Origin of the sequence: Thermomonas sp. (genome assembly GCF_029945965.1) — a bacterium.
GTDB lineage: Bacteria > Pseudomonadota > Gammaproteobacteria > Xanthomonadales > Xanthomonadaceae > Thermomonas.
The window spans coordinates 937,882-963,191 of sequence record NZ_JAQSDO010000015.1; the positions used below are offsets into that span (position 1 = coordinate 937,882).

The 25,310-nt window shown below is 62.5% G+C and carries 23 protein-coding genes and 1 tRNA gene; 8 read left to right on the forward strand and 16 right to left on the reverse strand.

Annotated elements, in window-relative coordinates:
* Positions 1 to 214: 214 nt before the first annotated feature.
* From PSV05_RS10575 to PSV05_RS10590, 4 genes are all read left to right on the forward strand, one after another.
* Positions 215 to 1,153 carry a carbon-nitrogen hydrolase family protein gene (locus tag PSV05_RS10575; RefSeq protein WP_300064893.1) on the forward strand — a complete coding sequence of 313 codons (939 nt, stop codon included), beginning with the start codon at positions 215 to 217 and terminating at the stop codon, positions 1,151 to 1,153.
* Positions 1,154 to 1,334: 181 nt separating this feature from the next.
* The gene (locus tag PSV05_RS10580) at positions 1,335 to 4,109 is read left to right on the forward strand and encodes an aminotransferase class I/II-fold pyridoxal phosphate-dependent enzyme (RefSeq protein ID WP_300064895.1); all 2,775 of its coding nucleotides are present in this window, start codon (positions 1,335 to 1,337) and stop codon (positions 4,107 to 4,109) included.
* A 2-nt stretch (positions 4,110 to 4,111) separates the two neighbouring features.
* A complete protein-coding gene (locus PSV05_RS10585; RefSeq protein ID WP_300064897.1) occupies positions 4,112 to 5,572 on the forward strand; it encodes a biotin carboxylase in 1,461 nt (486 codons plus the stop codon).
* A gap of 60 nt (positions 5,573 to 5,632) precedes the next feature.
* A complete protein-coding gene (locus PSV05_RS10590) occupies positions 5,633 to 6,586 on the forward strand; it encodes a C45 family peptidase (RefSeq protein ID WP_300065480.1) in 954 nt (317 codons plus the stop codon).
* A 63-nt stretch (positions 6,587 to 6,649) separates the two neighbouring features.
* Here PSV05_RS10590 and PSV05_RS10595 read toward each other — a convergent pair.
* The 3 genes from PSV05_RS10595 to tpiA all read right to left on the reverse strand — a co-directional run bounded on the left by PSV05_RS10595 (position 6,650) and on the right by tpiA (position 8,035).
* A tRNA-Leu gene (locus tag PSV05_RS10595) sits at positions 6,650 to 6,734 on the reverse strand.
* Positions 6,735 to 6,777: 43 nt separating this feature from the next.
* Positions 6,778 to 7,242, reverse strand: coding sequence for a preprotein translocase subunit SecG (gene secG / locus PSV05_RS10600; RefSeq protein ID WP_300064899.1), 465 nt, complete (start codon positions 7,240 to 7,242; stop codon positions 6,778 to 6,780).
* Positions 7,243 to 7,282: 40 nt separating this feature from the next.
* Positions 7,283 to 8,035, reverse strand: coding sequence for a triose-phosphate isomerase (tpiA, locus tag PSV05_RS10605; RefSeq protein WP_300064901.1), 753 nt, complete (start codon positions 8,033 to 8,035; stop codon positions 7,283 to 7,285).
* Positions 8,036 to 8,104: 69 nt separating this feature from the next.
* Between tpiA and PSV05_RS10610 the strand changes: the two genes are divergently transcribed.
* A complete protein-coding gene (locus PSV05_RS10610) occupies positions 8,105 to 8,782 on the forward strand; it encodes a DUF6445 family protein (RefSeq protein WP_300064903.1) in 678 nt (225 codons plus the stop codon).
* A gap of 43 nt (positions 8,783 to 8,825) precedes the next feature.
* Here PSV05_RS10610 and PSV05_RS10615 read toward each other — a convergent pair whose 3' ends face one another.
* The 12 genes from PSV05_RS10615 to prmB all read right to left on the reverse strand — a co-directional run bounded on the left by PSV05_RS10615 (position 8,826) and on the right by prmB (position 21,693).
* Positions 8,826 to 9,779: a 2-oxoglutarate and iron-dependent oxygenase domain-containing protein gene (locus PSV05_RS10615; RefSeq protein WP_300064905.1), complete on the reverse strand. Its 954-nt coding sequence runs from the start codon at positions 9,777 to 9,779 to the stop codon at positions 8,826 to 8,828.
* 67 nt (positions 9,780 to 9,846) lie between these two features.
* Positions 9,847 to 11,220, reverse strand: coding sequence for a phosphoglucosamine mutase (gene glmM / locus PSV05_RS10620; protein ID WP_300064906.1), 1,374 nt, complete (start codon positions 11,218 to 11,220; stop codon positions 9,847 to 9,849).
* Positions 11,217 to 12,104: an acetyl-CoA carboxylase, carboxyltransferase subunit beta gene (gene accD, locus PSV05_RS10625; RefSeq protein WP_300064908.1), complete on the reverse strand. Its 888-nt coding sequence runs from the start codon at positions 12,102 to 12,104 to the stop codon at positions 11,217 to 11,219. The genes glmM and accD overlap by 4 nt, the downstream gene beginning before the upstream one ends.
* 94 nt (positions 12,105 to 12,198) lie before the next feature.
* Positions 12,199 to 13,017 (reverse strand): tryptophan synthase subunit alpha, encoded by an 819-nt coding sequence (gene trpA / locus PSV05_RS10630; protein WP_300064910.1) that lies wholly within the window; start codon positions 13,015 to 13,017, stop codon positions 12,199 to 12,201.
* Entirely contained in the window at positions 13,014 to 13,475 is a 462-nt protein-coding gene (locus tag PSV05_RS10635) for a DUF3144 domain-containing protein (protein ID WP_300064912.1), read from the reverse strand. The genes trpA and PSV05_RS10635 overlap by 4 nt, the downstream gene beginning before the upstream one ends.
* Positions 13,476 to 13,544: 69 nt before the next feature.
* Entirely contained in the window at positions 13,545 to 14,783 is a 1,239-nt protein-coding gene (gene trpB / locus PSV05_RS10640; protein WP_300064914.1) for a tryptophan synthase subunit beta, read from the reverse strand.
* The gene (locus PSV05_RS10645) at positions 14,758 to 15,456 is read right to left on the reverse strand and encodes a phosphoribosylanthranilate isomerase (RefSeq protein WP_300064916.1); all 699 of its coding nucleotides are present in this window, start codon (positions 15,454 to 15,456) and stop codon (positions 14,758 to 14,760) included. Before PSV05_RS10645 ends, trpB begins: the two co-directional genes overlap by 26 nt.
* A gap of 9 nt (positions 15,457 to 15,465) precedes the next feature.
* Complete coding sequence (gene truA, locus PSV05_RS10650) at positions 15,466 to 16,266, reverse strand: tRNA pseudouridine(38-40) synthase TruA (protein ID WP_300064918.1); 801 nt, start codon at positions 16,264 to 16,266, stop codon at positions 15,466 to 15,468.
* Positions 16,267 to 16,286: 20 nt separating this feature from the next.
* Positions 16,287 to 18,401: a FimV/HubP family polar landmark protein gene (locus PSV05_RS10655; protein WP_300064920.1), complete on the reverse strand. Its 2,115-nt coding sequence runs from the start codon at positions 18,399 to 18,401 to the stop codon at positions 16,287 to 16,289.
* Between the two features lie 44 nt (positions 18,402 to 18,445).
* Entirely contained in the window at positions 18,446 to 19,492 is a 1,047-nt protein-coding gene (locus PSV05_RS10660; RefSeq protein WP_300064922.1) for an aspartate-semialdehyde dehydrogenase, read from the reverse strand.
* 131 nt (positions 19,493 to 19,623) lie between these two features.
* Positions 19,624 to 20,733, reverse strand: coding sequence for a chorismate synthase (gene aroC / locus PSV05_RS10665; RefSeq protein WP_300064924.1), 1,110 nt, complete (start codon positions 20,731 to 20,733; stop codon positions 19,624 to 19,626).
* A 3-nt stretch (positions 20,734 to 20,736) separates the two neighbouring features.
* Positions 20,737 to 21,693 (reverse strand): 50S ribosomal protein L3 N(5)-glutamine methyltransferase, encoded by a 957-nt coding sequence (gene prmB / locus PSV05_RS10670; protein WP_300064926.1) that lies wholly within the window; start codon positions 21,691 to 21,693, stop codon positions 20,737 to 20,739.
* A 101-nt stretch (positions 21,694 to 21,794) separates the two neighbouring features.
* Here prmB and PSV05_RS10675 point away from each other — a divergent pair, with 101 nt between their 5' ends.
* From PSV05_RS10675 to PSV05_RS10685, 3 genes are all read left to right on the forward strand, one after another.
* On the forward strand, positions 21,795 to 22,448 hold the full coding sequence (locus tag PSV05_RS10675; protein ID WP_300065482.1) for an SCO family protein: 654 nt from the start codon (positions 21,795 to 21,797) through the stop codon (positions 22,446 to 22,448).
* On the forward strand, positions 22,445 to 23,317 hold the full coding sequence (gene asd / locus PSV05_RS10680; RefSeq protein ID WP_300064928.1) for an archaetidylserine decarboxylase: 873 nt from the start codon (positions 22,445 to 22,447) through the stop codon (positions 23,315 to 23,317). Before PSV05_RS10675 ends, asd begins: the two co-directional genes overlap by 4 nt.
* 179 nt (positions 23,318 to 23,496) lie before the next feature.
* On the forward strand, positions 23,497 to 24,141 hold the full coding sequence (locus PSV05_RS10685) for a DUF2306 domain-containing protein (protein ID WP_300064930.1): 645 nt from the start codon (positions 23,497 to 23,499) through the stop codon (positions 24,139 to 24,141).
* 9 nt (positions 24,142 to 24,150) lie between these two features.
* Here the strand turns inward: PSV05_RS10685 and PSV05_RS10690 are convergent, their stop codons facing one another.
* A complete protein-coding gene (locus PSV05_RS10690) occupies positions 24,151 to 25,305 on the reverse strand; it encodes an AraC family transcriptional regulator (RefSeq protein WP_300064932.1) in 1,155 nt (384 codons plus the stop codon).
* Between the last annotated feature and the right edge of the window lie 5 nt (positions 25,306 to 25,310).

Below are 25,310 nucleotides of genomic sequence, written 5' to 3' on the forward strand. Positions count from 1 at the left end.
TACGGCCAAGGGCATCTTGCGGTGAGGGCTCCCCGCCCATTCAACATTCCACCGGCCAAGCGCCGAAAGTGATTTGGCCCTGTTGATGGATTGCCATCACGGCGGCCTAACTCTGCGCCGCTGATCTTTAGATCGTTGTGCTTCCATTTGACGCGACTGGCCGATCCCCTCGTTCCCTGCTTCCCGAGCGGGATCTACTACAAGAAGGAACTCCATGAGCGTCCCCTTTGCTATTGCCGGCGTCCAGATGCACGTGCCGGCCATGACCAGCAATCTCGTTGCCATGCTCCATCGGATGGATCTGGTGATGCTGCGATTCCCCTGGACCCAGATGATCGTGTTCAGTGAGCTGGCCATGTGCGGACCAGTGCCCAACCACCCGGTGGCATTGCCGGGCCCGGAAGAAGAAGCATTGCAGGCCGCTGCCGCCAAACATGGCGTGTGGCTGATCACCGGTTCGGTTTTTGAACGCGGCGCGGATGGTGCGCTTTACAACACGGCATCCGTGATCGATCCGACGGGCACGGTCGTTACCCGTTACCGCAAGATGTTTCCATTCCGCCCGTACGAAGCAGACGTTACCGCCGGCAAGGAATTCTGCGTTTTCGATGTGCCATCGGTCGGCCGCTTCGGTCTGTCGATTTGCTATGACATCTGGTTGCCGGAAACCACGCGCACCCTCACCGCCATGGGTGCCGAAGTGCTGCTGCATCCGGTGCTGACCGGCACCATTGATCGTGACGTTGAGCTTGCCATCGCTCGCGCAACCGCTGTGCAGTTCCAGTGCTATGTATTCGACATCAACGGATTGGCCGCAGGCGGCATCGGTCGGTCCTGCATTGTCGATCCGTCGGGGACGGTACTTGCACAGGCGGCAGGCGCCTCGGAAACACTGCCCGCCGAAATCGATTTCGCACGGGTCCGTCGTCAGCGCGAGACCGGGGTCAATGGCCTGGGCCAGCCCTTGAAGAGTTTTCGCGACCGCGAGGTCGACTTCTCAGTCTATCGCCGCGACTCCAACGTGGCTGCCTTCCTTGACACGCTCGGCCCCCTGGCCATGCCGGCCAAGGGCGGCATGGCCGGCATGGGGGCGGGAGCGCCTGAAACTGTCGCGCCGCTTTCTGCACACATCCCGGGCAAGATGACCTACTAGCCTTGAATCCGTCAGAGGCCGTCCACGGACTGTAGGTTGTGGCGCGCCACCACAAATTCATCACACTCTTAATAGGGAGTATCCAGTCAACAAATCATCAGCGCCCCCTCGAAATCGTCGGGCCAAGCGCGACACACCCATAGCTGGCGAGCCTGAATCCCGCCCTGAATTTGGTACCGGCATGGAATTCGCGCGAAGCGAAGACAGAGCGCCAGCGCCGCTCAGTGATTACTACTCCGCATCGCACCTGCGCAATGATCGTTGGACGTCCCTGAAGAGCGTTGCCAAGCAACTCGGCAACGTTACCGATAGCGAGAGTCGCGAAAAGTTGCTCGACAAGGCTCACTCCCTGCTCTGGGCGCTGGGTCCCATCGAAGCCTACTGGGCGTTTCCCGGGCGCCGCGGGCTTGAACAACTGCATCGGATCCTTGCCCGTGATGATCACGAAGCATTCTCGATTGCCATCAACCGGATGGTTCGCACGTTCCAGACCGGTGCATATCGCAGGCACCTGGACGAGTTCGTAATCGATCCCGAGCGCGAATCAGCGGATGAGCCAGAGCACATGGAGCCGCAGCACAAGACACGTGCGCGGCCCTTCTTTGAAGTGCTGATCGTGGACAACATGAGTGCAAGCCAGCAGGATTCGCAATGCCAGGCACTTCGCGATGAACGCCAGCCTGACGATAGATTTGTTTACGAGCCGGTGATCGTCGGTTCGTTCGAAGACGCACTGATCGCCGTACTGTTTAACCACGACATCCAGTCCGTGGTGGTGCGATACGACTTCGCATTCGCCTCCGCCAACAAGTTGGAAGTTCTCAACCGGTACCTGCGCCGGGTCGGTGACGAAAACCTCGCTTCGATGGATCCGGAAGACTACGGCCCAGAGCTTTGCCGGTTGTTACGGAAGATCCGCCCGGAGCTGGATATTTTCCTCGTGACTGATCGGTCGGTGGAACAGATCGCTTCCCGGAACCTCGGCGAGTGCGCTCGCGTGTTCTACAACCAGGAAAATTTCACCGAGCTGCACCTGAATATCCTGCGTGGCATCAGTTCCCGTTACAACACGCCTTTCTTCACCGCCTTGAAGGAGTATTCCAAGCAGCCAACAGGTGTGTTTCATGCAATGCCGATCAGCCGGGGCAAGTCGCTGATCCGTTCGCATTGGATACAGGACATGAGCGAGTTCTACGGCATGAACATCTTCATGGCGGAAACTTCAGCGACGTCCGGTGGCCTTGACTCCCTGCTGGAACCGGTTGGTCCAATCAAGCGGGCACAGGAACTGGCGGCGCGTGCTTTTGGTGCCAAACACACATTTTTCGCGACAAACGGTACGTCAACCTGCAACAAGATCGTGGTCCAGGCCATCGTCAGGCCGGGCGACATCGTATTGGTCGACCGCGACTGCCACAAATCGCACCACTACGGCATGGTGCTCTCCGGTGCCCATGTCATCTATCTGGATAGCTATCCACTCAGCGAATACTCGATGTACGGGGCGGTCCCGCTGCGTGAAATCAAGCATCAGCTACTGAAGCTCAAGCGGGCCGGAAAACTGCACCGCGTGCGGATGCTGCTGCTGACCAACTGCACCTTCGACGGCATCATCTATAACGTAGAGCGGGTGATGGAAGAATGCCTGGCGATCAAGCCGGACCTGGTGTTCCTGTGGGATGAGGCCTGGTTTGCCTTCGCGCGCTTTTCGCCCACCTATCGCCAGCGTACGGCCATGGCAACGGCGCAAGTGCTGCGTGACCGATACCGCGCGCCGGCAAGTGTCGAGCGTTACGCGGCACACAAGCAGGAGATCGAAGGGCTGAGCGACGAGGAACTGCTCGACGTGCGGCTGATCCCCGATCCCGGCAAAGCCCGCGTTCGCGTCTACGCCACGCAATCCACGCACAAGACCCTGACCTCGTTGCGACAGGGTTCGATGATCCATGTGCATGACCAGGACTTCAAGGGCGAAGTCGAACAGGCGTTCCACGAAGCCTATATGACGCATACATCCACGTCGCCCAACTACCAGATCATCGCCTCGCTCGATGTGGGCCGACGGCAGGTTGAACTGGAGGGCTTCGAACTGGTGCAGAAGCAGATCGAGGCGGCGATGTCGATGCGCAAGGCGATCGACTCGCATCCACTGTTGCGTCGCTATTTCAAGGTGCTGTCGGTCAATGAGCTGATTCCCGAGGCACACCGCCAATCGAACATCAAATCCTACTGGGACTCCGAGTCGGGCTGGAACGACACCTGGAATGCCTTTGCCAAGGACGAGTTCGCGCTGGACGCCAGTCGCGTCACACTCGCAGTAGGCAAGGCGGGTTTCGATGGCGACACGTTCAAAAACGAAATCTTGATGAACAAGCACGGCATCCAGATCAACAAGACCTCGCGCAACACCGTGCTGTTCATGACCAATATCGGTACGACGCTGTCTTCCGTTGCGTATCTGGTCGAAGTGCTGGTGCGCATCGCCCGCGACCTTGAATCGCAATCCGAGGACGCCAGTGCGGTCGAACAGCGTGCATTCGAAGGCAAGGTTAAATCACTCACCGAAGACTATCCGCCACTACCAGATTTCTCGCGATTCCACGACAGCTTTCGGCGTGGCCTCGACGAAGGAACCGACGAGGGCGACATCCGTTCCGCATTCTTCCTCGCATATGACGAAGCCAAGTGTGAATACTTCCTGCTGGAGGACGGCTCGATGGAGGCGGCCATGGATGCGGGTCGCGAACTGGTATCGACGGCTTTCATCATTCCCTATCCGCCCGGATTCCCGATCCTGGTGCCGGGGCAAATCATCTCGAAAGAAATCCTGCGATTCATGCGTGCGCTCGACGTCAAGGAAATACATGGCTACAGGCCTGACCTTGGCTTGCGCATCTTCACCGAGGAGGCGCTCGGCGACTCCGCACTGACGCATTCGATGCCTACGGAGGCCTGATCATGACAGCACACAAGAAACTCAAGAACATTTCAGAAGTCCGTCGCTTCTTCCATCGTCACGAGGAGCCCATCTACTTCATCAGCGCGACCAACTTCAACCTGCTCGGTCTCGATGAATGGGCCAAGAACTTCAGCTTCATCTCCTATATCGACTGCTACGACGGCCAGCATCCGAACGTGTTCTGCCCGTCGGAACAACCGCATGCCGAATTCGAGTCCATCGAAGACATCAACAACTACCTGTTGCAACACAAGGAAGTGATCGATCACATCGCGCAGCGCGGTGGCGAGCCGAAGTTCATCTTCCTGATGTTCGACGAACAGACAGAGGCGCTGTCGAAAGAGCTTGGCGCGAAGATATGGTTTCCGCCCGCCGAGTTGCGCAGCCGCCTGGACAACAAGATCGAGACGGTCCGGATCGGCAACAAGGCAGGGGTTCCAAGCGTTCCGAATGCCTTGTCGCAGATCAATGACTACAAGCATCTGACCGAGGTTGCCGCGAAAGCCAAGCTCGGCGATGACCTGGTGCTGCAATCGGCATATGGCGATTCCGGGCACACCACGTTCTTCATCAAGTGCGAGGCTGATTTTGCCAAGCACGCGGATGAAATCATCGGCCATGGCGAGATCAAGGTGATGAAGCGGATCAACTGCCGCGGCGCCGCGATCGAGGCCTGTGCGACCAAGTCGGGAACGATTGTCGGACCCTTGATGACAGAATTGGTCGGCTTCGGTGAACTGACGCCTTACCGGGGCGGCTGGTGCGGCAATGAAATATTCGCCAATGCATTTTCTGCCCGCGTCCGCGCCAAGGCCCGCGATTACACATTCGCCTTCGGCGAGCAGCTGCGAAAGGAAGGCTATCGGGGTTATTTCGAGCTCGACTTCCTGATCGACATCAAGACCCGCGAAATCTTTCTGGGTGAATTGAACCCGCGAATCACTGGCGCAAGTTCCATGACCAACCATGCGGCATTCGCCCATGCCGATGCGCCGCTGGCGCTGTTTCATCTCCTGGAATTCTCGGGTGTCCCGTTCAACGTGGACATCCCCGAGCTCAACGCCCGCTGGGCCGATCCACAAAATATTGATTCGTGGTGCCAGATGGTGATCAAGCACACCGACGATTCGATTGATCGCATTACCCGTGCGCCGGAAACGGGGATATGGCGGATGGACGACGATGGCAAGGTGACGTTCTCGCGTTTCGATTATCACAGGCGTGCCGTGCGCAACGAGAACGAGGCGTTCTTCCTGCGTATCCTCAAGACCGGTGACTACCGCTATGAAGGCGCCGATCTGGGCATCCTGGTGACCCGCGGCCGGGCCATGACCGACGGCTTCGCGCTCACCGAACGATCACGCAAGTGGATCGACGGGATTCGCGGCCAGTATCTGGCCGAGCCGCTCACAGGGCCGGTAAAAGAGGAAATCGCCGCGCACGATTTCAAGTTTCTCTGATGGCAGCCTTGGCATAACTCAAGTCACCAGGATGTCATCTTGAACATCACGTTTACCGCGATGGCAGACGATGCGTCCGGACACGCCTGGCAGGGTGTGTTCGGGCGTTTATGGCCTGCGTATCGTCAGTGGTATGTCCGCGACGGCAGCCTGGCGCGCCCAAGCTTCCTGGCGTGCCGAAGAGCGCTTGAATTGCACATGCCGGAGTTCGTGCCGCGATGGGCGAAACTGGCCGAGCTAGCAGGTGGCGGCGACCTGGCAGCCAGGTTCCTCAGTCTCTGGTGCCCGCCGGCTTATGACAGTGCCTGCTCGCAGGCCATCTGGCCGGGGCACGAGCCGCTGTTGGTTCGCAATTACGACTATTCTTCGAAACTCTTCGACGCGCTGATCCTGCATACGCAGTGGGGTACGCGTCGAGTGCTGGGCACCAGTGATTGTCTGGTAGGCCTGGTCGATGGAATCAACGAAGATGGCTTGGCGCTGTCGCTGACGTTCGGAGGCAGGCGCGAGGTTGGCGTGGGATTCGGCGTTCCAATCGTGCTGCGTTATGTACTCGAGACATGCTCAACGGTCGCCGAGGCAGCGGTGGCACTTGCCCGCATCCCGACGCACATGGCCTACAACGTCACCGCTCTCGACGCCAGCGGAGCCCGTGTAACGGTTCACCTGTCGCCCGACAGACCCGCTCAAGTGACGACCGCAGCCGTGGCTACAAACCATCAGCCTGGCTTCGAAGTCAGCGGCCATGTGTATCAAACAGCCACCATAGAACGCGAACATTATCTGTTGCGGCGGTTGACCCTGCACCAGGAACCACAGGACAAATTCATCGCCGCATTCCTGCGTCCGCCGCTTTTTTCACTCGCGCATGAACGCAGCCGTGCAACCCTGTATACCGCCGCCTTCCGACCCAGGCAGAAAACGCTCACCTACCTCTGGCCGAATATCCAGTGGACGCTGGACGTCAATCATTTCGAGCCTGGTAGCAGGCACATTTACTATCCGACGGATTAGTTGCAGACCAGTCCGGGGCCAAAGAAAAACCCGCATCGCTGCGGGTTTTTTGTTACTTCTAATTGGTGCCCAAGAGGGGACTCGAACCCCTACGACCTAAATCGCTACCACCTCAAGGTAGTGCGTCTACCAATTCCGCCACCTGGGCAAACAAACGGGTGCAGCTTGCGCCGCCAATATTGTAAGGCCGATTACTTGCCTTGCGCCGGTGCCGCTGGCGTGGGTGCCTGCTGCGCAGGCGCCGATCCGGCCGGGGCCTTCTGGTCATACTGCGGCAGGTTGACCGGGCTGGCCGGCTGCGTTGCGCCTGCTGCGGGGACTTGTGCGGTCGGCACCTTGGCAACGGGAGCCGGCTGCTTGGTCTGCGCAGTCTGCCCCATCACGCCGAGGTCGGCTGCGGTCGGTCCATTGCCTTCGCGTGCAGTCTTGCTGGCGTAATACGCCATGCCCAGGCTGATGCCGAAGAACAGCACCCCCAACCATTTGGTGCTCTTGGTCAGGAAATTGGACGACCCACGGGAACCGAACACGGTGGCCGACGCGCCGCCACCAAAACCCGAGCCTGCCTGCGCGCCTGTACCGCGCTGCATCAGGATCAGGCCGATCATGGCAATGGCCACCAGAACGTAAAGCACATTCACGAGTTGCAACAGCATGGTGCGTGGTTCCGTATCAGATGGTGCGAATTGGGCTGGATCAGACGGCAGCAGCCGCCACGATGGCCAGGAAGTCGGCAGCGACCAGGGAGGCGCCGCCGATGAGCCCACCGTCGACATCTGCCTGCGAGAACAGGCTGACGGCATTGTCGGGCTTGACGCTGCCGCCATAGAGGATCGGCAGTGAATCCGCAATTGTAGCATCGCGCGCGGCGATCTCGCCACGGATAAACGCATGCACGGCCTGGACCTGGGCCGGGCTGGCGGTCTGGCCAGTCCCTATCGCCCACACTGGCTCGTAGGCGACCACCGCACCGGCGAATGCATGTTTCCCGGCAACATCGAACACCGCCTGCAGCTGCTGCTCGATACGCCATTCGGTCTGGCCTGATTCGCGTTCACGCAGGGATTCACCTACGCACAGGATCGGGATCAGGCCGGCGTTCTTGGCAGCCATGAACTTGGCTGCGATCAGCTCGTTGCTTTCCTGATGGTAATGGCGCCGCTCGGAGTGGCCGACCAACCCGTAGCATGCACCGATGTCTTCCAGCATCGAAGCGGACACTTCGCCGGTATAGGCCCCCTGCTCATTGGCGCTGACATCCTGCGCGCCGAACTTCAGGCCGCAGGCATCGCAGCGGTCGATCAGCTCGGTCAGGTACGGCAGCGGCGGCAGGATCACCCGAACGACGCCGGCGGGTGCCGGGCCGGCGATGACCGCATCGACCAGCATGCGCGCAAACACGCGATCGCCATGCTGCTTCCAGTTTCCGGCAACGATCCTCTGGCGCATGATTTCTTCCGATGGTTGCAGTATTTGCAGTTTAGCAAGGCATCTACGCCAGCCGGTATAGTCGGCGCGATGAATCGCCCCGCACAATCGATGCGCATCTTGCCGTACCGCAAGCCCACCGAAGGGCGCGACTACTGGTTGTTCGACGATGCCCTGCCCGACCCTGATGCCGTGCGCGCAAGGACATTGCAGCGTACAGACTGGATCGATGGCTACCCGTTCAAGCAGGAAAGCTGGCCTGGCCGGAGGGTGATCCCCGGCCTGCTGCCTGATGAGCTGGATATCATCGAGGACAAGGTCAGGGCCGCGACTGGTGCGAAGAAACTCTGGGTCGGCGACACCGGCGACGACAACGCCCGGCTCAACCACAACTGCATCCAGGTCGTCGGCGCCGGAGAATGCGAACCGCGCCCGCACACGGACTCGCGCAGGTTGTGTCGCTACGCTGCGGTTCTCTACCTAAACCCAGGCGTGCCCGCCCATTGCGGCACCAGCTTCTACCGCCAGCGGCTGCCGATGGGACGGCTTGGCGGCAACATCGCCCCGCCACCGAACGCAAACCTGGTTGAAGCGCTGGGCACACGTTTCGTGCCACCCGACTCGTTCGTCGAGGATGTCTCGATCCCGTACCGATACAACAGCCTGCTGCTCTACCAGAGCAACATGATCCACAGCGCCACCGCCTATTGCGGAGACACACTGGAGGCCAAGCGCATGGCTGCGGTGTACTTCTGGATGGCCAAGTAAAGCCAGCGGGTTCTAAACCCAGCATGCACCATCCTGATCTGGCTTACTTCAGCTTGATCTCGCGCAGGCGTTCTTCCAGATAATCCTGTGCGGTGATCGGCTCCGGATAGCGACTGGGGTTGTCCGCGGACATCGTGGACGGCAGCACGTCGATCAGGAAATCCGGATTCGGGTGCAGGAAGAACGGCGTGGAATAGCGCGGCTGGCGCGCCTGTTCTCCAGGTGGGTTCACCACGCGATGCGTGGTCGATGGATACACATGGTTGGTCAGGCGCTGCAGCATGTCGCCGATGTTGACGACGATCGTGTCGGCGTCCGATGTAAACGGCACCCACTCGCCCTTCTTCGACAACACTTCCAGGCCAGCGGCGCTGGCACCGACCAGCAAAGTGATCAGATTGATGTCCTCGTGCGCACCGGCGCGGACATTGGGGATGTCATCGGCGGTGATTGGTGGATAGTGGATCGGGCGCAGGATCGAATTGCCGAAGTCGGTCTTGTCGGCGAAATAGTCCACGGCCAGCCCGATATGCAGGGCCAGTGCCGACAGTACTTGTGAACCGAGTGCATCCAGCGATTGGTACAGGCCATAGCCGACCCGCTGGAAACCGGGCACTTCGTCCGGCCACAGGTTCTCGGGCATGTCCGTGGCATATTGCGAATCGCGCGGGATTTCGCGACCGATGTGCCAGAACTCCTTAAGGTCGGAATACTGCGCGCCCTTCGCGGTTTCCACGCCGAACTGCGTGTAACCACGCGCACCGCCGCCACCCGCCACGTGGTACTTGCGCTTGGCCGCTTCCGGTAGTACGAAAAAGGCCTGGAAAGTCCGGTAAGCCTCATCGATCTGTTGCTGCGGAATGCCGTGGCTGCGGATGCCGGCAAACCCCCATTCGCGGTACGCGGCGCCAAGCTCGTCGATGAAGGCCTGGCGGTCTTCAGGGCTTGTTGGCTGGGTGAAACGGCGAATATCGAGGGTCGGGATCCGGCTGCTCATGGCATCTGGCCTGCAAGGGTTGCGCGGAGTGTGGATCCGCCGCGGGGCTATAGGTTTGAGACTTCGATCAGGTCGCTGCAACGGCGGCAGCATCGTGCACGGCTGCGGCGAGGCGTTCCAGTGTGGCATCGACCAGCGCGACGTCATCGGCTTCGACCGTGACCCGCACCACCGGCTCGGTGCCAGACGCACGCAGGAAGGCGCGACCACGTCCCTCGACGCTGGCCTGTGCCTGCACGAGCGCAGCCTGCACGCTGGCGGCTTCGGCCGGCTTGCTGGTGCCGGCATAGCGCACGTTGATGGTTTTTTGCGGAACCTTGTGCAAGCCCTGCAATGCTTCGGCCAGGCCAATACCCCGCCGCTGCAACACTTCCAGCACCTGCAACGCACTGACAATGCCGTCGCCGGTACTGGTACGGTCCAGGCACAGCAAATGCCCCGATGCTTCGCCACCAAGTACGCCGCCATGCGCCAGCAACTGCTGGTGCACATGACGGTCGCCGACCTTGGCGCGCAGGAAGTCGATGCCGCGCTCGCCAAGCGCACACTCGAAACCATAGTTGGTCATCAACGTCCCGACCACCGGGCCATCCAGGCGCCCACTTTGCTGCCAGTCGCAGGCCAGCACGTACAGCAGGTCGTCGCCGTCATGCACGCTGCCATCGGCATCGACAAACAGCACGCGGTCGCCGTCGCCATCGAAGGCGATGCCGAGGTCGGCGCCGGTCTCGCGCACGCGCGAAGCCAACAACTGAGGATGCGTTGAACCGACGCCTTCGTTGATGTTCAGCCCGTTCGGCTCGACGCCGATGGCCTCGACACGAGCGCCGAGTTCGCGCAGCACCAGCGGGGCGAGTTGGTAGGTCGCTCCGTTCGCGCAATCCACAACGATCCGCATGCCGTCCAGGTTGAAGCCCTTCGGTACCGAATTCTTGCAGGCTTCGACATAGCGGCCAATGGTGTCGCGGGTTCGCACCGCCTTGCCCAACAACTCCGATGCCACCGTACTGAACGGCTGGTCGAGTGCGGCTTCGATTGCCAGTTCGGTTGCGTCGTCGAGCTTTTCACCATGTGCGGAGAAGAACTTGATGCCGTTGTCGTTATGCGGGTTGTGCGAGGCGGAAATGACGATGCCGCCATCGGCGCGCATCGATCGGGTCAGGTGCGCCACCGCAGGAGTCGGCATCGGACCCATCAGTTGCACGTCCACGCCCGCGGCGACCAGGCCGGCTTCAAGTGCAGCCTCGAACATGTAGTTGGAAATCCTGGTGTCCTTGCCGATCAGAACCATGGGATTGCGCCAGACCCGGTCCTGCTCGCGTGCCGCCGCGGTCAGTGCATGACCATAGGCATTGCCCAGGCGCAACACGAAGTCTGCCGAGATCACGCCCTCGCCGACCCTGCCGCGGATACCGTCGGTGCCGAAGTAACGCCGGCTCATGCGGCCTCCGCGTCGTCCAGCGGCGCAGGGCGGTTCATCAGCATCGCCAGCAGGTGCGCCAGCCGACCACGCATCTCGCGGCGGTCGACGATCTGGTCGACGGTGCCGTGTGCAAGCAGGAATTCACTGCGCTGGAACCCTTCAGGCAGCTTCTCGCGCACGGTCTGTTCGATAACGCGTTGGCCGGCAAAACCGATCAAGGCCTCGGGCTCGGCGATGTTGATATCCCCGAGCATCGCAAAGCTGGCGGACACGCCGCCGGTGGTCGGATGGGTGAGCACCGATATGTACGGCAAGCCGGCGGCGCGCATTCGCCCCAGTGCGGCTGAAGTCTTGGCCATCTGCATCAGCGAGAACAGGCTTTCCTGCATGCGCGCGCCGCCGCTGGCGGAGAAGTTCACGAACGGGCAGCCCAGTTCCAGCGCGCGTTCCGCAGCGAGGGTGAAACGTTCGCCGACCACCGAGCCCATCGAGCCGCCCATGAAGGCGAAATCGAAGGCCGATGCGACAAGGTCATGGCCATCGAGCTTGCCTTGCATCGCGATCAGCGCATCGCGCTCGCCGGCATTCTTCTGCGCGGCCTTGATCCGGTCGGAATACTTCTTCTGATCCTTGAACTTGAGCACGTCGACCGGGCCGAGTTCGGCGCCGATCTCAACACCCAAGCCCTCATCCATCAATGCGGCAAGCCGCGCGCGCGCGCGGATCGACATGTGGAAATTGCACTTCGGGCAGACCTCGAGGTTCGCCTCAAGCTCGGGCCGGTACAGCACCGCGCCGCAACGTTCGCACTTTTCCCACAGTCCCTCGGGCACGCTGCGCTTGCGATCCGCGCCGGCTTCGGTGCGGATGCGCGCGGGCATCAATTTTTTTAGCCAGCTCATTCGGAAGCATCACCTTCGTTCATCAGGCGCATCGGCTTGATTCGTCATCCAGGCGGGTGCCCGAATGACCGCCGATGAGTCTAGCGCAGTCGACTCAGGCGGCTACGACAGCCGGACTGTCCAGTGCCATGCGCAACGGACGCAGGAATGCCGCGGCGCGCGTTGCCGCTTCGTCGGCATCGACACTGCCAGCCAGCGCGGAGACCAAAGCACTGCCCACGACCACGCCATCGGCATGCTCGGCCATTGCGCGTGCACTAACTGCATCGCGGATGCCGAAACCGGCGAACACCGGCGCAGGACCCAGCGAGCGTAGTTGCTGCAGACGTTGGCCGGCATCGCTCACGTCCAGCCGATCCGCCCCGGTCACGCCGGCGAAGCTGACGTAGTAGAGGTAACCGTCGGCCTGGGCGCACAGGCGTTCGAGCCGTGCTTGCGGTGTAGTTGGCGACGCCAGCGAAATCAACGCCAGGCTGTGATGCCTGAACGCAGCGCGGTATTCGTCGGCTTCTTCCGGCGGCAGGTCCACCAGCAGCACTCCGTCGACGCCAGCCTCGGCCGCATCGGCCGCGAACGTGGCCACACCGCGGATCTCGACCGGATTCAGGTAGCCCATCAGCACCACCGGCGTCGCCTCGTCGCGCTCGCGGAAGCTGCGCACGCAATCGAGCACGTAGCGCAGGCCGGCGCCGCGCAGCAGCGCGCGTTCGGAACTGCGCTGGATGACCGGCCCATCCGCCATCGGGTCGGAGAACGCCACGCCAAGTTCAATCACGTCCGCGCCGGCTTCAGCCAGCGCATGCATGACCGGCACCGTCGCCGCCAGCGATGGATCGCCCGCGGTGATGAACGGCACCAGCGCCTTGCGCCCGGCTGAACGCAAGGCGCCCAGCCGTTGCTGCAATCGGGTCATTCCTTGGCCGGAGCAAGCGGTGGCACGGCGCCGGCGGCAGACACGTAGTCATTGGCCGGGGTGGCAGCGCCTTCCGCAGGCGTGGCCATGCGACCGACCTGCAGGCCTGCGTCTGCGTATTCCGCTGCCAGCTCGGACTCGCCCACGTCGATGTTGCGTTCCTGCCCCAAACCATCCAGATGTTCATTGAGCATCCGGCGATACATATGGGTCATGTAGTCCAGGAAATCGGTGCGCTCGCCCGGCACACGGGACGGGTCGATCATCGTCAGGAACACATGCGAATTGAAGCGTGCGGCGGCAAACATGCTGGCCAGACTGATGCGCTTGTCGCCGAACTGCTGGGCCTGCCGATGGGTGAGCTCGAGGTATTCATTGACGCACTCGAAGAACTTCGGGTCCACATTGGATTGTTGATTGGCCTCGGGCTGGGCCTGGGCATTGTCTTGGTCGGCCATGGCCGGACTCCTGGATCGTTGATTAGCCGGCTATTGTCGCGCAACTGGGCGCTCCGGGCCAGCTTCCCCCTACAACGCAAATCCTTCGCGGCCCGCGATCGTATGCACGTCCTTGTCACCGCGACCTGACAGGTTGCACAGCACGATGCCGTCGGGCGGCAGTTCGCGCGCCAGTTTCAAGGCCTGGGCGATCGCATGGCTGGACTCCAGCGCAGGCAGGATGCCCTCGGTCCTGGCCAACAGGTGGAACGCCGCCAGTGCTTCGTCGTCGGTCACACCCACGTATTCGGCGCGGCCGGCATCCTTCAGGAAGGCGTGCTCCGGACCGACGCCGGGGTAATCCAGGCCGGCCGAGACCGAATGGGTTTCGGTAATCTGGCCGTCGTCGTCGCAGATCACATAAGTGCGGTTGCCGTGCAGGACGCCCGGGCGCCCGGCTGTCAGTGACGCCGCATGATGGCCGGTCTCGATGCCCTCTCCCGCCGCTTCAGCGCCAACGATGCGCACGCCAGGATCGTTGAGGAACGCATGGAACACGCCGATCGCATTGCTGCCGCCACCCACGCAGGCGGTCACCACGTCTGGCAGGCATCCGTATTCGGCCAGCATCTGCGCACGCGCCTCGCGCCCGACCACGGCATTGAAGTCGCGGACCATGCGCGGATACGGATCCGGGCCAGCCACCGTGCCGATGATGTAGTAGGTGTCGCGCACATTGGTGACCCAGTCGCGCATGGCCTCGTTCAACGCATCCTTGAGCGTGGCCGAACCACTGGTCACAGGCACCACGGTCGCGCCCAGCAGCTTCATCCGGTAGACGTTGATCATCTGCCGTTCGATGTCGGTGGCGCCCATGTACACCACGCATTCCAGCCCCAGCCGCGCGGCGACTGTCGCGCTCGCCACGCCATGCTGGCCGGCGCCGGTCTCGGCGATGATCCGGGTCTTGCCCATGCGGCTGGCCAGCAGCCCCTGGCCGATGGTGTTGTTGATCTTGTGCGCGCCGGTGTGGTTCAGGTCCTCGCGCTTGAGCAGGATGCGCGCGCCGCCGTTTTCACGGCTCAGCCGTTCGGCGAAGTAAATCGGGCTGGGGCGGCCGACGTAATGGGCCAGGTCACGCTCGAATTCATCGATGAAGGCAGGATCGACGCGTGCGGCATCGTAGGCCGCAGCCAGTTCCTGCAGCGGCTCCATCAGTGTTTCAGCGACGAAACGCCCGCCGTAACGACCGAAATGCCCGGACGCATCCGGCCATGCGTGGAAATCGATCGGAACGTTGGGATCAGCGGCCACAGGCGTTACAGCCATGGACGCTGTCGCCCTCGCCAAGCTCGATGCAATCGGCACGTCTCACTTCCTCCACGAATCGGCGCATCAGGGCGCCATCCTTGATCCCAGGTGCGGACTCGATGCCGCTGGATACATCCACGCCCCAGGGCGTTGCCGCGCGCACTGCGGCACCGACATTATCAGGGGAAAGCCCACCGGCAAGCACATAAGGTTTGCTCATGTCGTCCGGAATGCGCGCAAGCGCCATGCGCAGGCCGCTACCACCGGCCGCGCCGGGCGCATGTCCATCCAGCACGAAGCCTGCTGCATGTGGATAGCGCGCATGTAGCAGGCGGCCGGATAGCACTGCCTCCTCGCCGCCCATGCCGATGCCCTTCAGGTAGGGCAAGCCAAACCGGCGGCAGAACGCATCGTCCTCGTTGCCATGGAACTGGAGCAAGGTCGGGCGCGCATGGGCGATCGCGGCGCGTACTTCATCCACTTCGTTGTCCATGAACAACGCCACCGCATCGACCAGGGGACCCAAGGCATCGCGCAGGCCACGGGCTGCCTCTGGCGCGATCCGGCGCTTGCTTTGCCCCGCGAAGACCAGGCCGACCGCATCCACGCCCAACTCGCCCGCAAGGCGCACGTCGCCGGCTCGGGTCAGGCCGCAGAACTTGATTCGGGTACGGAACAGTGCGCGATTCATCGTGTGTCCTCAGCCGACGGCGTCATCGCCACAGACTTCCGGCGGGAGACCCCATTCTGGCGGATAACACGGCCCGAGGAACACCAGCCCGGCAGCAGGCGCGGTGGGGCCTGCCACGCTGCGGTCGCGCCCATCCAGTAATTGGGCGATCCACTCGCGTGGTTGTTCGCCACGCCCGACGCACAGCAACGAACCCACGATATTGCGCACCATGTGGTGCAGGAAGGCGTTGGCCTGGACCTCGACAATCGTTTCATCGCCGTCCTGACGCACATCGATCCTCTGCATATCGCGACGTGCATGGCTGGCCTGGCATTGAGAGCTGCGGAACGCGGAAAAATCCTGCATGCCATGCAAGGCCTGGGCAGCTTCATGCATCGCTTGCCCATTCAGCGGCATCCGTTCCCAGCCCAGGTACTGGCCCATCAGGGCCGGTCGGGTGATGCGACTGAAGAGCCGGTATTGGTAGCGGCGCGCGCGCGCGGAAAAACGCGCACTGAAATCATCGGCCACCGGCACGCACCAGCGCACCGACATACCCCGCGGCAGGTTGGAAGTGATGCCTAGTTGCCAGGCGCGCGCGTCGCGCACGACATCGGTGTCGAAATGCACGACCTGGCAGCGTGCATGCACGCCAGCGTCGGTTCGCCCGGCGCAGATCGTGGTAGTCGGCACATTGGCTACCTTGGAAAGTGCATTTTCCAGTGCGGTCTGCAGGCTGCCATCTCGCACCTGCGATCCTGCCGCGCTCAGCCTTTGCCAGCCGGAGAACCCACTGCCGTCGTATTCGATCCCCAGCGCCAGCCGCATGCCTGTCCTTAGTGCGTGCCTCAGCCAATGTCGCGCAACAGCTTCGAGGCTTCGGTGCGCAACATGGAATCTGCGGCGCCTTCCTTCAGCTCGATCAGCAACTGCTTGGCCGAATGCTCATCGCCGATATCCAGGAAAGCACGCGCCAGTTTCATTCGTTGTTCGGCGCTGGCCGGCTCCGGCAGCGGCTCTGGCGGAAGCTCGACTAGCGGCACAAAGCGGGGTTTGCTTGCCGTCGGCGCAGCCGCGTCTGGCTCCGGTCCAGCCTTCACCCAATGACCGGAATGCCAGGTGGGCGCTTCGACATGTGCCGCCGGCGTGGTCGGCAGATCGGCGACGTCGATTACCCGTCCCACTTCGCCCTGTGCCGCTGTTGGCGGCGCCACATTTCCAACCTCGGTGGTGGCAGCTTCGAGCTCTGGTGCAACCGCCACGGCTGCGAGCGGACGGCGCATGCTGGCCGCAAGCGCCTCGCTGTCGAAGCTGCGACGGGTGGTTGGCGCAACTGGTGCCGGCCGACGGCGGGAGAGCAGCCATGCCAACAAGCCAAGGCCAACGACCGCCAAGCCACTCCATAGCCACGGCATGATATTGCTGGCATGCGGTTGTTGCGGTTCTTTCGCTGGCTGGGTTGTCTGGGTCGCCTGAGTTGCAGCCTGGGCAGGTTGTTTCGCTACCGCGGCGTTGGCCGCAGTACGCGCATCCGCCAGGCGCTGCTGCGCTGCGGCCAGTTCGCTGTCCTTCATGGTCAGCAACTGCGCTTGCTGCTGCTTGAGCTTTTCGAGTTCGGCGACTCGTTCCTTCAGGTCGCTGACCTCAGCCTTGCGTGCAGCCAGGTCTTCGTCGCGTTGCTGCAATTGTTGTTGGAGCATGCTGCCCTCGCCTCCGGCACTGGTGCCGGATTTTGTACTTGTGGCCTTGCCAGGAACCGCCGCCGGCACGATTTCCAGCCGCGCCTGCACCTGACTTGGCGTCTTTGCAGGCTTTGCGGCTGCCGCTACTGTTGCGGCGGGTTTTGCCGTCTCTGCAGGCTTGGCCGGGGCCGGTTTCGATGTGGCTTCCTTGAGTCTGTCTGGAGTCACATCGCGCTTGGTGGCATTTCCGGCGACTGCGGCATCGGGCTGCAGGACTGGACGCCTGGCTTGTCGCCACTGCTGCATCTGTTCGCGCACGACGAGCTTTGCTTCATCGGTGCTGATGCTGCCCAGGCCCTCGCCGCCAGGAACGCGCAACACCGAACCCTGCCGAAGCAGGTTGATGTTGTGGTTCAGGAAGGCATCCGGATTGGCACGCAGCAAGGCCAACATGGTCTGGTCGAGGCTGTATGGGCTCGCCTGACCCAGGCCCCTGGCGATCTTCGACAGGGTTTCCCCAGCCTTGATCGGGCCGTATTGCGACGGCGGCTTGGTGGCTGGTGCTGGTGTTGGTACTGCAGCGGCGACGGTGCGCGGCGGCGTGGGCGTGGCAGCTGGCTGTGGCTGGCGCGGCGCTGGTGTGATTGCAGTGGAAGCTGACGCAGGCTCAGCCGCAGGCATCGAAGGTGGAATCGGTTCGACAGCAGGTGCCGGTGCCATGGCCACTGGCGCTGGCTTCGCTGCAGGTGGAAGCGGCGCAGTGGCGATTTGTGTTTCCACCGTCGCAGGCGCGGCGACCGGCATCGGTGCAGCCGGACGTTGCACCACATTCGGTGCGGCCACGACCGGCGCACTGATCGCGGGTTGCACCGGTGCGCTGGCGGTGCGGGGAGCATCGATCAGGGCCGAGTACTCACGCACCAGGCGACCCTGGCCCCAATCCACTTCGATCAGGAAATTCAGCACCGCCTGGTTGACGGGCGCAGTTGTCGTGACCCGGATCACCGGGCGGCCTCGGGCATCGTTGCCCAGGCTGAACCTCAGGTCGGCGGCGATGCCCTGGGGTGGCTCCAGGCCTACCCTGCGGAACGTGTCTGGCGATGCCAGGCGTGCCTGCAATGCCTGCAGCTCGCCGGGCGTTGTCGAAACAATCGGGATTTCCGCCAACAAGGGCTGGTTGATCCGCGACTTGACTTCAATCTGCCCCAGGCCCAAGGCAAGCGCATTGCCCGCCACAAGCAGCAATCCTGTGGCTATCGCGGTGCGCAATATCTTGTTCACAAATGCCCTGATCACAAAAATTCCCTTGTTATCCCGCAGCGACTCTAGCCGTGCGCGGCCTTGGCCGGCAACCCGTCCGCCACCAGCACCTCTGCAATCTGCACTGCGTTGAGGGCCGCGCCCTTGCGGATATTGTCGGCCACTACCCACAAATTCAGGCCACGCGGATGCGAGAGATCCTCACGGATACGACCCACGTATACCGGATCCTTGCCGGAGGCGTGCGTGACCGGCGTCGGATAACCCCCGCCACGCGCCTCGTCAACCACCTCGATACCCGGCGCAGCTTCCAACAATTCGCGCGCACGCACGGCGGTCAGCTTGTCGCGGGTTTCGATCGTCACCGCTTCGGAATGGCCATAGAACACCGGTACGCGGACCACGGTGGCATTCACCAGGATGGTGTCGTCAGCCAGAATTTTTCGGGTCTCCCAAACCAGCTTCATTTCCTCGGTGGTGTATCCGTTGTCCATGAAATCGCCGCCATGCGGGATCACGTTGAAAGCGATCTGCACCGGGTAGACTTCGGGCTCGGCCTCCCTGAAGGCCAGCAGGTTTGCGGTCTGCCTGCCGAGTTCTTCCAGCGCTTTCTGCCCGGTGCCGGACACCGACTGGTAGGTCGCGATGTTGATGCGCTCGATCCTGGCTGCATCGTGCAATGGCTTGAGCGCGACCATCAGCTGCATGGTCGAGCAATTCGGATTGGCGATAATCCCGTGCGGACGCTCGCGTGCGGCTTCGGGATTGACTTCGCTGACCACTAGCGGCACGTGGTCGTCATTGCGGAACGCCGAGGAGTTGTCGATGACGACAGCACCCGCAGCAGCGAACTTGGGCGCGTATTCCTTTGATACCGAACCACCCGCCGAGAACAGTGCGATATCGATGTCACTGGGATCGAACGTCGCCAGATCCCGTACGACGATGTCGTGATTGCCGAACTTCACCTTGCTGCCCGCCGAACGCGCACTCGCCAGTGCGATCACTTCGCTGGCCGGAAACCCGCGCTCGTGCAGGATCGACAGCATCACCTCGCCAACTGCGCCGGTCGCGCCTACTACTGCCACCTTGAATTGCCTGGAATTACTCATGACGTCCTTTGTTGGATGCTGATGACGCGCCTTCGGAGGGAAGCAACGGTGCCTACCGCCGGGCGTTCGCTCCGCAGCTCGAAACGCCGCTACGCGAGCCACCCGACGCTCTCACCGCCGCACGCAAGGTTTCACATCGTTGGGTTTGGCGGGATGTGTGGTGGAATTTTTGGCGAGACCTCGCCGACATCGCCACACTGCGCGCGATGGCGCAAGGCCTGGTCCATCAGCACCAGTGCCAGCATCGCCTCGCAGATCGGTGTCGCGCGCAGGCCAACGCAGGGATCATGGCGACCGGTGGTGATGATTTGGGCGACTTCGCCGTGGATATCCACGCCATCCACCGGTAGGCGCAGGCTCGAGGTCGGCTTGAATGCCACTGACACAACCACCTGCTGGCCGCTGGAAATGCCACCCAGCACGCCACCGGCATGGTTGGACTGGAATCCTCCAGGCGACATCTGGTCGCGATGCTCGCTGCCTTTCTGCGCCACGCTGGCGAATCCGGCGCCGATCTCCACGCCTTTGACCGCGTTGATCGACATCATCGCCGCGGCGAGTTCGGCGTCGAGCTTGCCGTAGATCGGCTCACCCCAACCCGGCGGCACGCCATCGGCAACCGCGACCAGGCGCGCGCCGACTGAATCACCGGACTTGCGCAGCGCGTCCATGTAGGCCTCGAGTTCAGGCACCTGCGCCGCATCCGGCCAGAAGAACGGATTGGTTTCCACCGCGCTCCAGTTGTGGCTATGCGGCACTACTTCGCCGATCTGCGCCACGTGGCCACGCACCTGCACGCCATGGCGGTGGATGAGCCACTTCTTGGCGATCACGCCCGCGGCAACGCGCATCGTGGTTTCGCGCGCCGACGAACGCCCGCCGCCGCGCGGATCGCGCAGGCCGTATTTCTGCCAATAGGTGTAATCGGCGTGGCCGGGACGGAACTGTTCGGCAATCCGGCTGTAATCCTTGCTGCGCGCATCGGTATTGCGGATCAACACAGCGATCGGCGCGCCAGTGGTGAGGCCTTCATACACGCCGGACAGGATTTCGACCTCGTCGGCTTCATGCCGTTGCGAGGTATGCCGCGAGGTACCGGTCGCGCGACGTGCCAGGTCATGCGCGAATTCTTCCGGAGCAATCGCAAGGCCTGGAGGACAACCATCGATCACGCAACCGATTGCCGGTCCGTGCGATTCGCCGAACGTGGTGACCCGCAGCAGGTGGCCGAACGTATTCAAGGGTCAGAACAACCCGGCGCCAGTTGCTGCTTCGAGCGCCTTGTTTTCACGCGCATCGGCCAAGCGAGTGATCTTCGTGTTGTGCGCAACCAGGTCGGTGCATTCGGCGACGAAGATGCCCATCTGCCCGACCTTGAACTCGACCCAGACCAGCGGCAGTTCCGGCAGCAGCTTGACCAGTGCGTGTTCGGCCTCGCCTACTTCGCAGATCAGCAAGCCGTCGCGGTCCAAATGCAGCGGCGCATCGCGCAGGATCCGCAATGCAAGATCCAGGCCGTCGTCGCCCGCACGCAGGCCGAGCTCGGGTTCATGCGCATATTCGCTGGGCAGCGCATCGGTCTCGTCGTTGGTGACGTAGGGCGGATTGGTGACGATCAGGTCGTAGTGCTGGCCGGACAAGCCGGCGAACAAGTCGGACTTGAGCAGGCGCACGTTGTTGGCATGCAGGCGCTGCTTGTTCTCGTTGGCCAGCGCCAGCGCGTCATCGCTGATGTCGGTGCCATCCACTTGCCAGCCTGGATTGTGATGCCCCATCGCGATGGCAATACAGCCAGAACCAGTACACAGATCGAGCGCCCGGCGCACTTCGCGGTCACCCAGCCACGGCTGGAAGCCGGATTCGATCAACTCGGCAATGGGCGATCGTGGCACCAGCGCGCGCGGATCAGACTTGAAACTCAACCCGGCGAACCAGGCCTCGCCGGTCAGGTAGGCGGCCGGGATGCGTTCCTCGATGCGGCGCAGGAACAGGCTGAGGACTTCTTCCTTTTCCGCCTCGGTCACCCGCGCATTGCCATACACCGGCGACAGGTCGTGCGGCAGATGCAGCGCATGCAGGGTCAGTTGGGTCGCCTCATCCAGCGCGTTGTCATAGCTGTGGCCGAAGGTCAGCCCGGCCGCATTGAAGCGGCTGCCGCCGTAGCGGATCAGGTCGATGATGGTCTGCAATTCCTGGGACATGACGTGTGGTTCGCAGTGGCGTGGCACCAGACCGCGCAGTATAGCGGTGGCGGGTCGGTATCATGGTGCATCGCCTTGATGCCTACATATTGCAGATCGCCATGTCGAAACGTGCGTTGCCCCTGTTGATCATCGCTGCATTTGCAGCAGCCGGAGGCTTGTGGGCCGCGCAAGGCCTGTTCGGATCGCATACGGGCGGTGCAAGCACATCGTCATTGCCCGCGGTCAGCAGCATCACCTTGATGGCGACGCCGCGCGTGCTGCCGGCGTTCTCGCTGCAGCAGTCCGACGGCACCGCACTGACTGGCGAGGAACTGCATGGCCACTGGACGCTGGTGTTCATCGGTTTCACCCATTGCCCTGACGTGTGCCCGACCACGCTGGCGCAGCTGGCCGCTGCACAGAAACAATGGGCCGCATTGCCCGAGGCCTCCCGACCGCGCGTGCTGTTCGTGTCCGCCGACCCGGCCCGCGATACGCCGAAGATCACCGGCGACTACGCGCACGCATTCAATGCCGACTCGCTGGCAGCCACCGCGCCGGTGTCGGAACTTGAAGCTTTCGCACGCTCGCTGTCGCTGGTGTTCATGAAGGTAGCGGGCCCCAGCGGGCGCGCCGATGACTACAGCATCGACCATAGCGCGAGCATGGTCGTACTTGATCCGCAGGCGCGCATGGCCGGCGTGATCGTGCCACCGTTCGACCCCAAGGCGATTGCGGCGGATCTGATTGCCCTGACCAAGGCCTCGCCATGAGCTTCGTCACTGCCCTCACCCATGTTTTGCCACATCGGGTGCTGTCCTCGCTGGCGCGGTCGCTGGCGTATTCGCGCAGTCCTGCCATCAGCCGCTGGCTGATTGACACGGTCACCCGCAAGTTCGGCGTCAATCTGTCGGAGGCCGCCGAGCCCGACCCGCGCGCCTATCCGACCTTCAATGCGTTCTTCACCCGCGCGTTGAAGTCTGGCGCACGCGAGGCCGAACCTGACCCCGCCGCGTTGGTGATGCCGGCCGATGGACGCATCAGCCAATGCGGCGACATCGTCCCGCTCGGCAATGGTGATGGCCGGATCTTCCAGGCCAAGGGCCAGTCGTTCACCGCCGCCGAACTGCTGGGCGATGCCGAAGCCGCCAAGCCATTCGCCGACGGTGTGTTCGCCACCGTGTACCTGTCCCCGCGCGACTACCACCGCGTACACATGCCATGGACCGGCACCCTGCGCGAAACCGTGCATGTGCCGGGCCGGCTGTTCTCGGTCGGGCCGGATGCGGTGCGCAACGTATCGCGCCTGTTCGCCCGCAACGAACGCCTGGCCTGTCATTTCGACACCGACTTCGGCCCAATGGCGATGGTCATGGTCGGCGCCCTGCTGGTCTCCGGCGTGGAAACGGTCTGGAGCGGTATCGAAATCCCGGCCTATGGCGACCGGATCACCACCAAGGACTATCGCGGCCAGGGCATCACCCTGCAACGCTTCGCCGAAATGGCCCGCTTCAATTACGGCAGCACGGTGATTGTGCTGCTGCCGAAGGGCGTTGCCGCACTGAATCCCGAACTCAAGCCCGAGATGCCGGTACAGCTGGGGCAGCGTCTGGCGATGCGCGCTTCCCACAATATCGCGTAGGAGCGCCCGTTCGGGCGCTATCTTGATTGAATCCTACGTCCGATTCCGCCGGATCGTACGTCTGGAAACGGCTATCGGGTGCGGTTCCAGTGGTCCGGACGACTGGGCGTGGCGGCAATGGCAACCTGATTGCATCACCCGAAACTGGAGACGATGCAATGTGGCGATGGTTGGGAATCATGGGACGCTTCAGCGCCAAGACGATATTCGTGCTGCTGGCACTGGCCGTCGCCTCCTACGCTTTCGCCTTCCTGTATCTCCCGTTCCAGACCGGCAACCCGTTTTCGGCGCAATTCGCGATTTCGGGCGTGGACGTGCCACTGCATTTCTTTCTCGGCGGGCTGGCCTTGGCGCTGGCGCCGCTGCAGCTCAGCGCCGGCTTGCGTCGACGCGCCCCCGCATTACACCGGCTATCTGGCTGGCTCTACGTCGCAGCCGTGCTGATCGGCAGCGTGTCCGCATTCTCACTGGCACTAAATGCCCAGGGTGGAGTGCCAAGTCGCGCGTCCTTCATCCTGATGGCGCTGCTGTGGCCGTGCCTGACCGTGATCGGCATCCAACGCGCCATCGTGGGCGACACCGCCGGCCATCGCCGCTGGATGTGCCGCAGCGTCGCCCTGACCTACTCGGCGGTCACCCTGCGGCTAGTCCTGGGCATCGGCACGGGCGCCCTGCAACTGCCCTTCATACCGGTCTACATCGCTGCGGCGTGGTCCGGCTGGACAATCAATCTTGCGGTCTGCGAACTGCTGCTGCGCTGGCCCGCAATCCGTTCGCGCCGCAGTTCGCTACGAGTGGCAGGCCTGGACACAGTCGCCAGCTGAAACGCCAGGTCAGGCGGGCGGCGAACGTCCCGCGTGTTGCTCGCGATAGGCACTTGGTGTCTGCCCTGCCTGCCGCTTGAACGCCGCATTGAAGGTCGATTTCGATGTGAAGCCGCAAGCGTAGGCGATCTCGAGGATGGTGCGGACATCATCGCGGTCGGCGAAGCAGGTACGCGCAGCGTCGATCCGGTGGCGGTTGATGTAGTCCCAGAAATTGCCGCCCAGGCGGCGATTGATGACCGCCGAGACCAGGTATTCAGGATAGCCGCTGCGCTTGGCGACCTGGCCTATCGTCAACGCCGGCTCACGGTACAGCGCATCGCGCGTCATGAGCTGCGACAGCCGCACCTCGACTGCCGGGAAGCGCGCGTCATCGTCGAGGGCATCGCCCTCGCCACTACTCTCGCCACTGCCATCCCGAGTGCCATCTACAGATGCTGCGCTGACGTGCTCCAGCGACTCATCAACCACCGGCGGCTGGCCAAGGCTGAACCAGCCGACCACACAAACCCAGGCCGCCACGGCGCCATAGATCAGGTAGTAATCAACGAACGGGATCCGCACCAACACCTGCGCGGTCGCAATGCACCAGATGATGATCTGCCCGATCCCCAGTGTGAAGAGCCAGCGCAGCGACATGCGGTCCGCATCCGAGCGCCGCTGCAGCAACACACGTCGATAGCGCTGGATGCTTACCAGCGCGGCGATCACGTAGGACAAGCTGTAGATGAAGAGCGAGGCGTTGTACCACCAGTACGGCGGCGGTCGGCTGGTAAACCAGAACGTGAACTCACCACCAATGTGCTTCGGGCCTGTCAAGAGCCACGACGCGGTGAGCGCACACATCAACAGGAAGCCGGCAAGATGCTTTACGTCGCGCAATGCGAAGCCACGCGCCATGGTCAACGCGCGTACGTAGAGATAAAACAGGCTGCCATACAGGAATGGGAAAAGCGCCACGAACCGAGAGGCCCGCAACAGGTCCGGAGCTGGTCCTGGCGAAGCCAGATAAAATGCCTTGACCGTCAGGTCCACTCCCACGATCCCCAACCACACCGCCAGGATGCGGTTGGCTTGCGGATTACTCGTTCGCCACCACAACGCCAGCGCCAGCAGTACGGCCTCTGCGGCGCCGATGGCGTAAATGGTCACCCAGACATTCATGCGTG

Bases quoted from the DNA above. Each gene is read 5' to 3' on its own strand.
- PSV05_RS10575 (WP_300064893.1), top strand. From the start codon at position 215: ATGAGCGTCCCCTTTGCTATTGCCGGCGTCCAGATGCACGTGCCGGCC.
- PSV05_RS10580 (WP_300064895.1), top strand. From the start codon at position 1,335: ATGGAATTCGCGCGAAGCGAAGACAGAGCGCCAGCGCCGCTCAGTGAT.
- PSV05_RS10585 (WP_300064897.1), top strand. From the start codon at position 4,112: ATGACAGCACACAAGAAACTCAAGAACATTTCAGAAGTCCGTCGCTTC.
- PSV05_RS10590 (WP_300065480.1), top strand. From the start codon at position 5,633: ATGGCAGACGATGCGTCCGGACACGCCTGGCAGGGTGTGTTCGGGCGT.
- secG (WP_300064899.1), bottom strand. From the start codon at position 7,242: ATGCTGTTGCAACTCGTGAATGTGCTTTACGTTCTGGTGGCCATTGCC.
- tpiA (WP_300064901.1), bottom strand. From the start codon at position 8,035: ATGCGCCAGAGGATCGTTGCCGGAAACTGGAAGCAGCATGGCGATCGC.
- PSV05_RS10610 (WP_300064903.1), top strand. From the start codon at position 8,105: ATGAATCGCCCCGCACAATCGATGCGCATCTTGCCGTACCGCAAGCCC.
- PSV05_RS10615 (WP_300064905.1), bottom strand. From the start codon at position 9,779: ATGAGCAGCCGGATCCCGACCCTCGATATTCGCCGTTTCACCCAGCCA.
- glmM (WP_300064906.1), bottom strand. From the start codon at position 11,220: ATGAGCCGGCGTTACTTCGGCACCGACGGTATCCGCGGCAGGGTCGGC.
- accD (WP_300064908.1), bottom strand. From the start codon at position 12,104: ATGAGCTGGCTAAAAAAATTGATGCCCGCGCGCATCCGCACCGAAGCC.
- trpA (WP_300064910.1), bottom strand. From the start codon at position 13,017: ATGACCCGATTGCAGCAACGGCTGGGCGCCTTGCGTTCAGCCGGGCGC.
- PSV05_RS10635 (WP_300064912.1), bottom strand. From the start codon at position 13,475: ATGGCCGACCAAGACAATGCCCAGGCCCAGCCCGAGGCCAATCAACAA.
- trpB (WP_300064914.1), bottom strand. From the start codon at position 14,783: ATGGCTGTAACGCCTGTGGCCGCTGATCCCAACGTTCCGATCGATTTC.
- PSV05_RS10645 (WP_300064916.1), bottom strand. From the start codon at position 15,456: ATGAATCGCGCACTGTTCCGTACCCGAATCAAGTTCTGCGGCCTGACC.
- truA (WP_300064918.1), bottom strand. From the start codon at position 16,266: ATGCGGCTGGCGCTGGGGATCGAATACGACGGCAGTGGGTTCTCCGGC.
- PSV05_RS10660 (WP_300064922.1), bottom strand. From the start codon at position 19,492: ATGAGTAATTCCAGGCAATTCAAGGTGGCAGTAGTAGGCGCGACCGGC.
- prmB (WP_300064926.1), bottom strand. From the start codon at position 21,693: ATGTCCCAGGAATTGCAGACCATCATCGACCTGATCCGCTACGGCGGC.
- PSV05_RS10675 (WP_300065482.1), top strand. From the start codon at position 21,795: ATGTCGAAACGTGCGTTGCCCCTGTTGATCATCGCTGCATTTGCAGCA.
- asd (WP_300064928.1), top strand. From the start codon at position 22,445: ATGAGCTTCGTCACTGCCCTCACCCATGTTTTGCCACATCGGGTGCTG.
- PSV05_RS10685 (WP_300064930.1), top strand. From the start codon at position 23,497: ATGGGACGCTTCAGCGCCAAGACGATATTCGTGCTGCTGGCACTGGCC.
- PSV05_RS10690 (WP_300064932.1), bottom strand. From the start codon at position 25,305: ATGAATGTCTGGGTGACCATTTACGCCATCGGCGCCGCAGAGGCCGTA.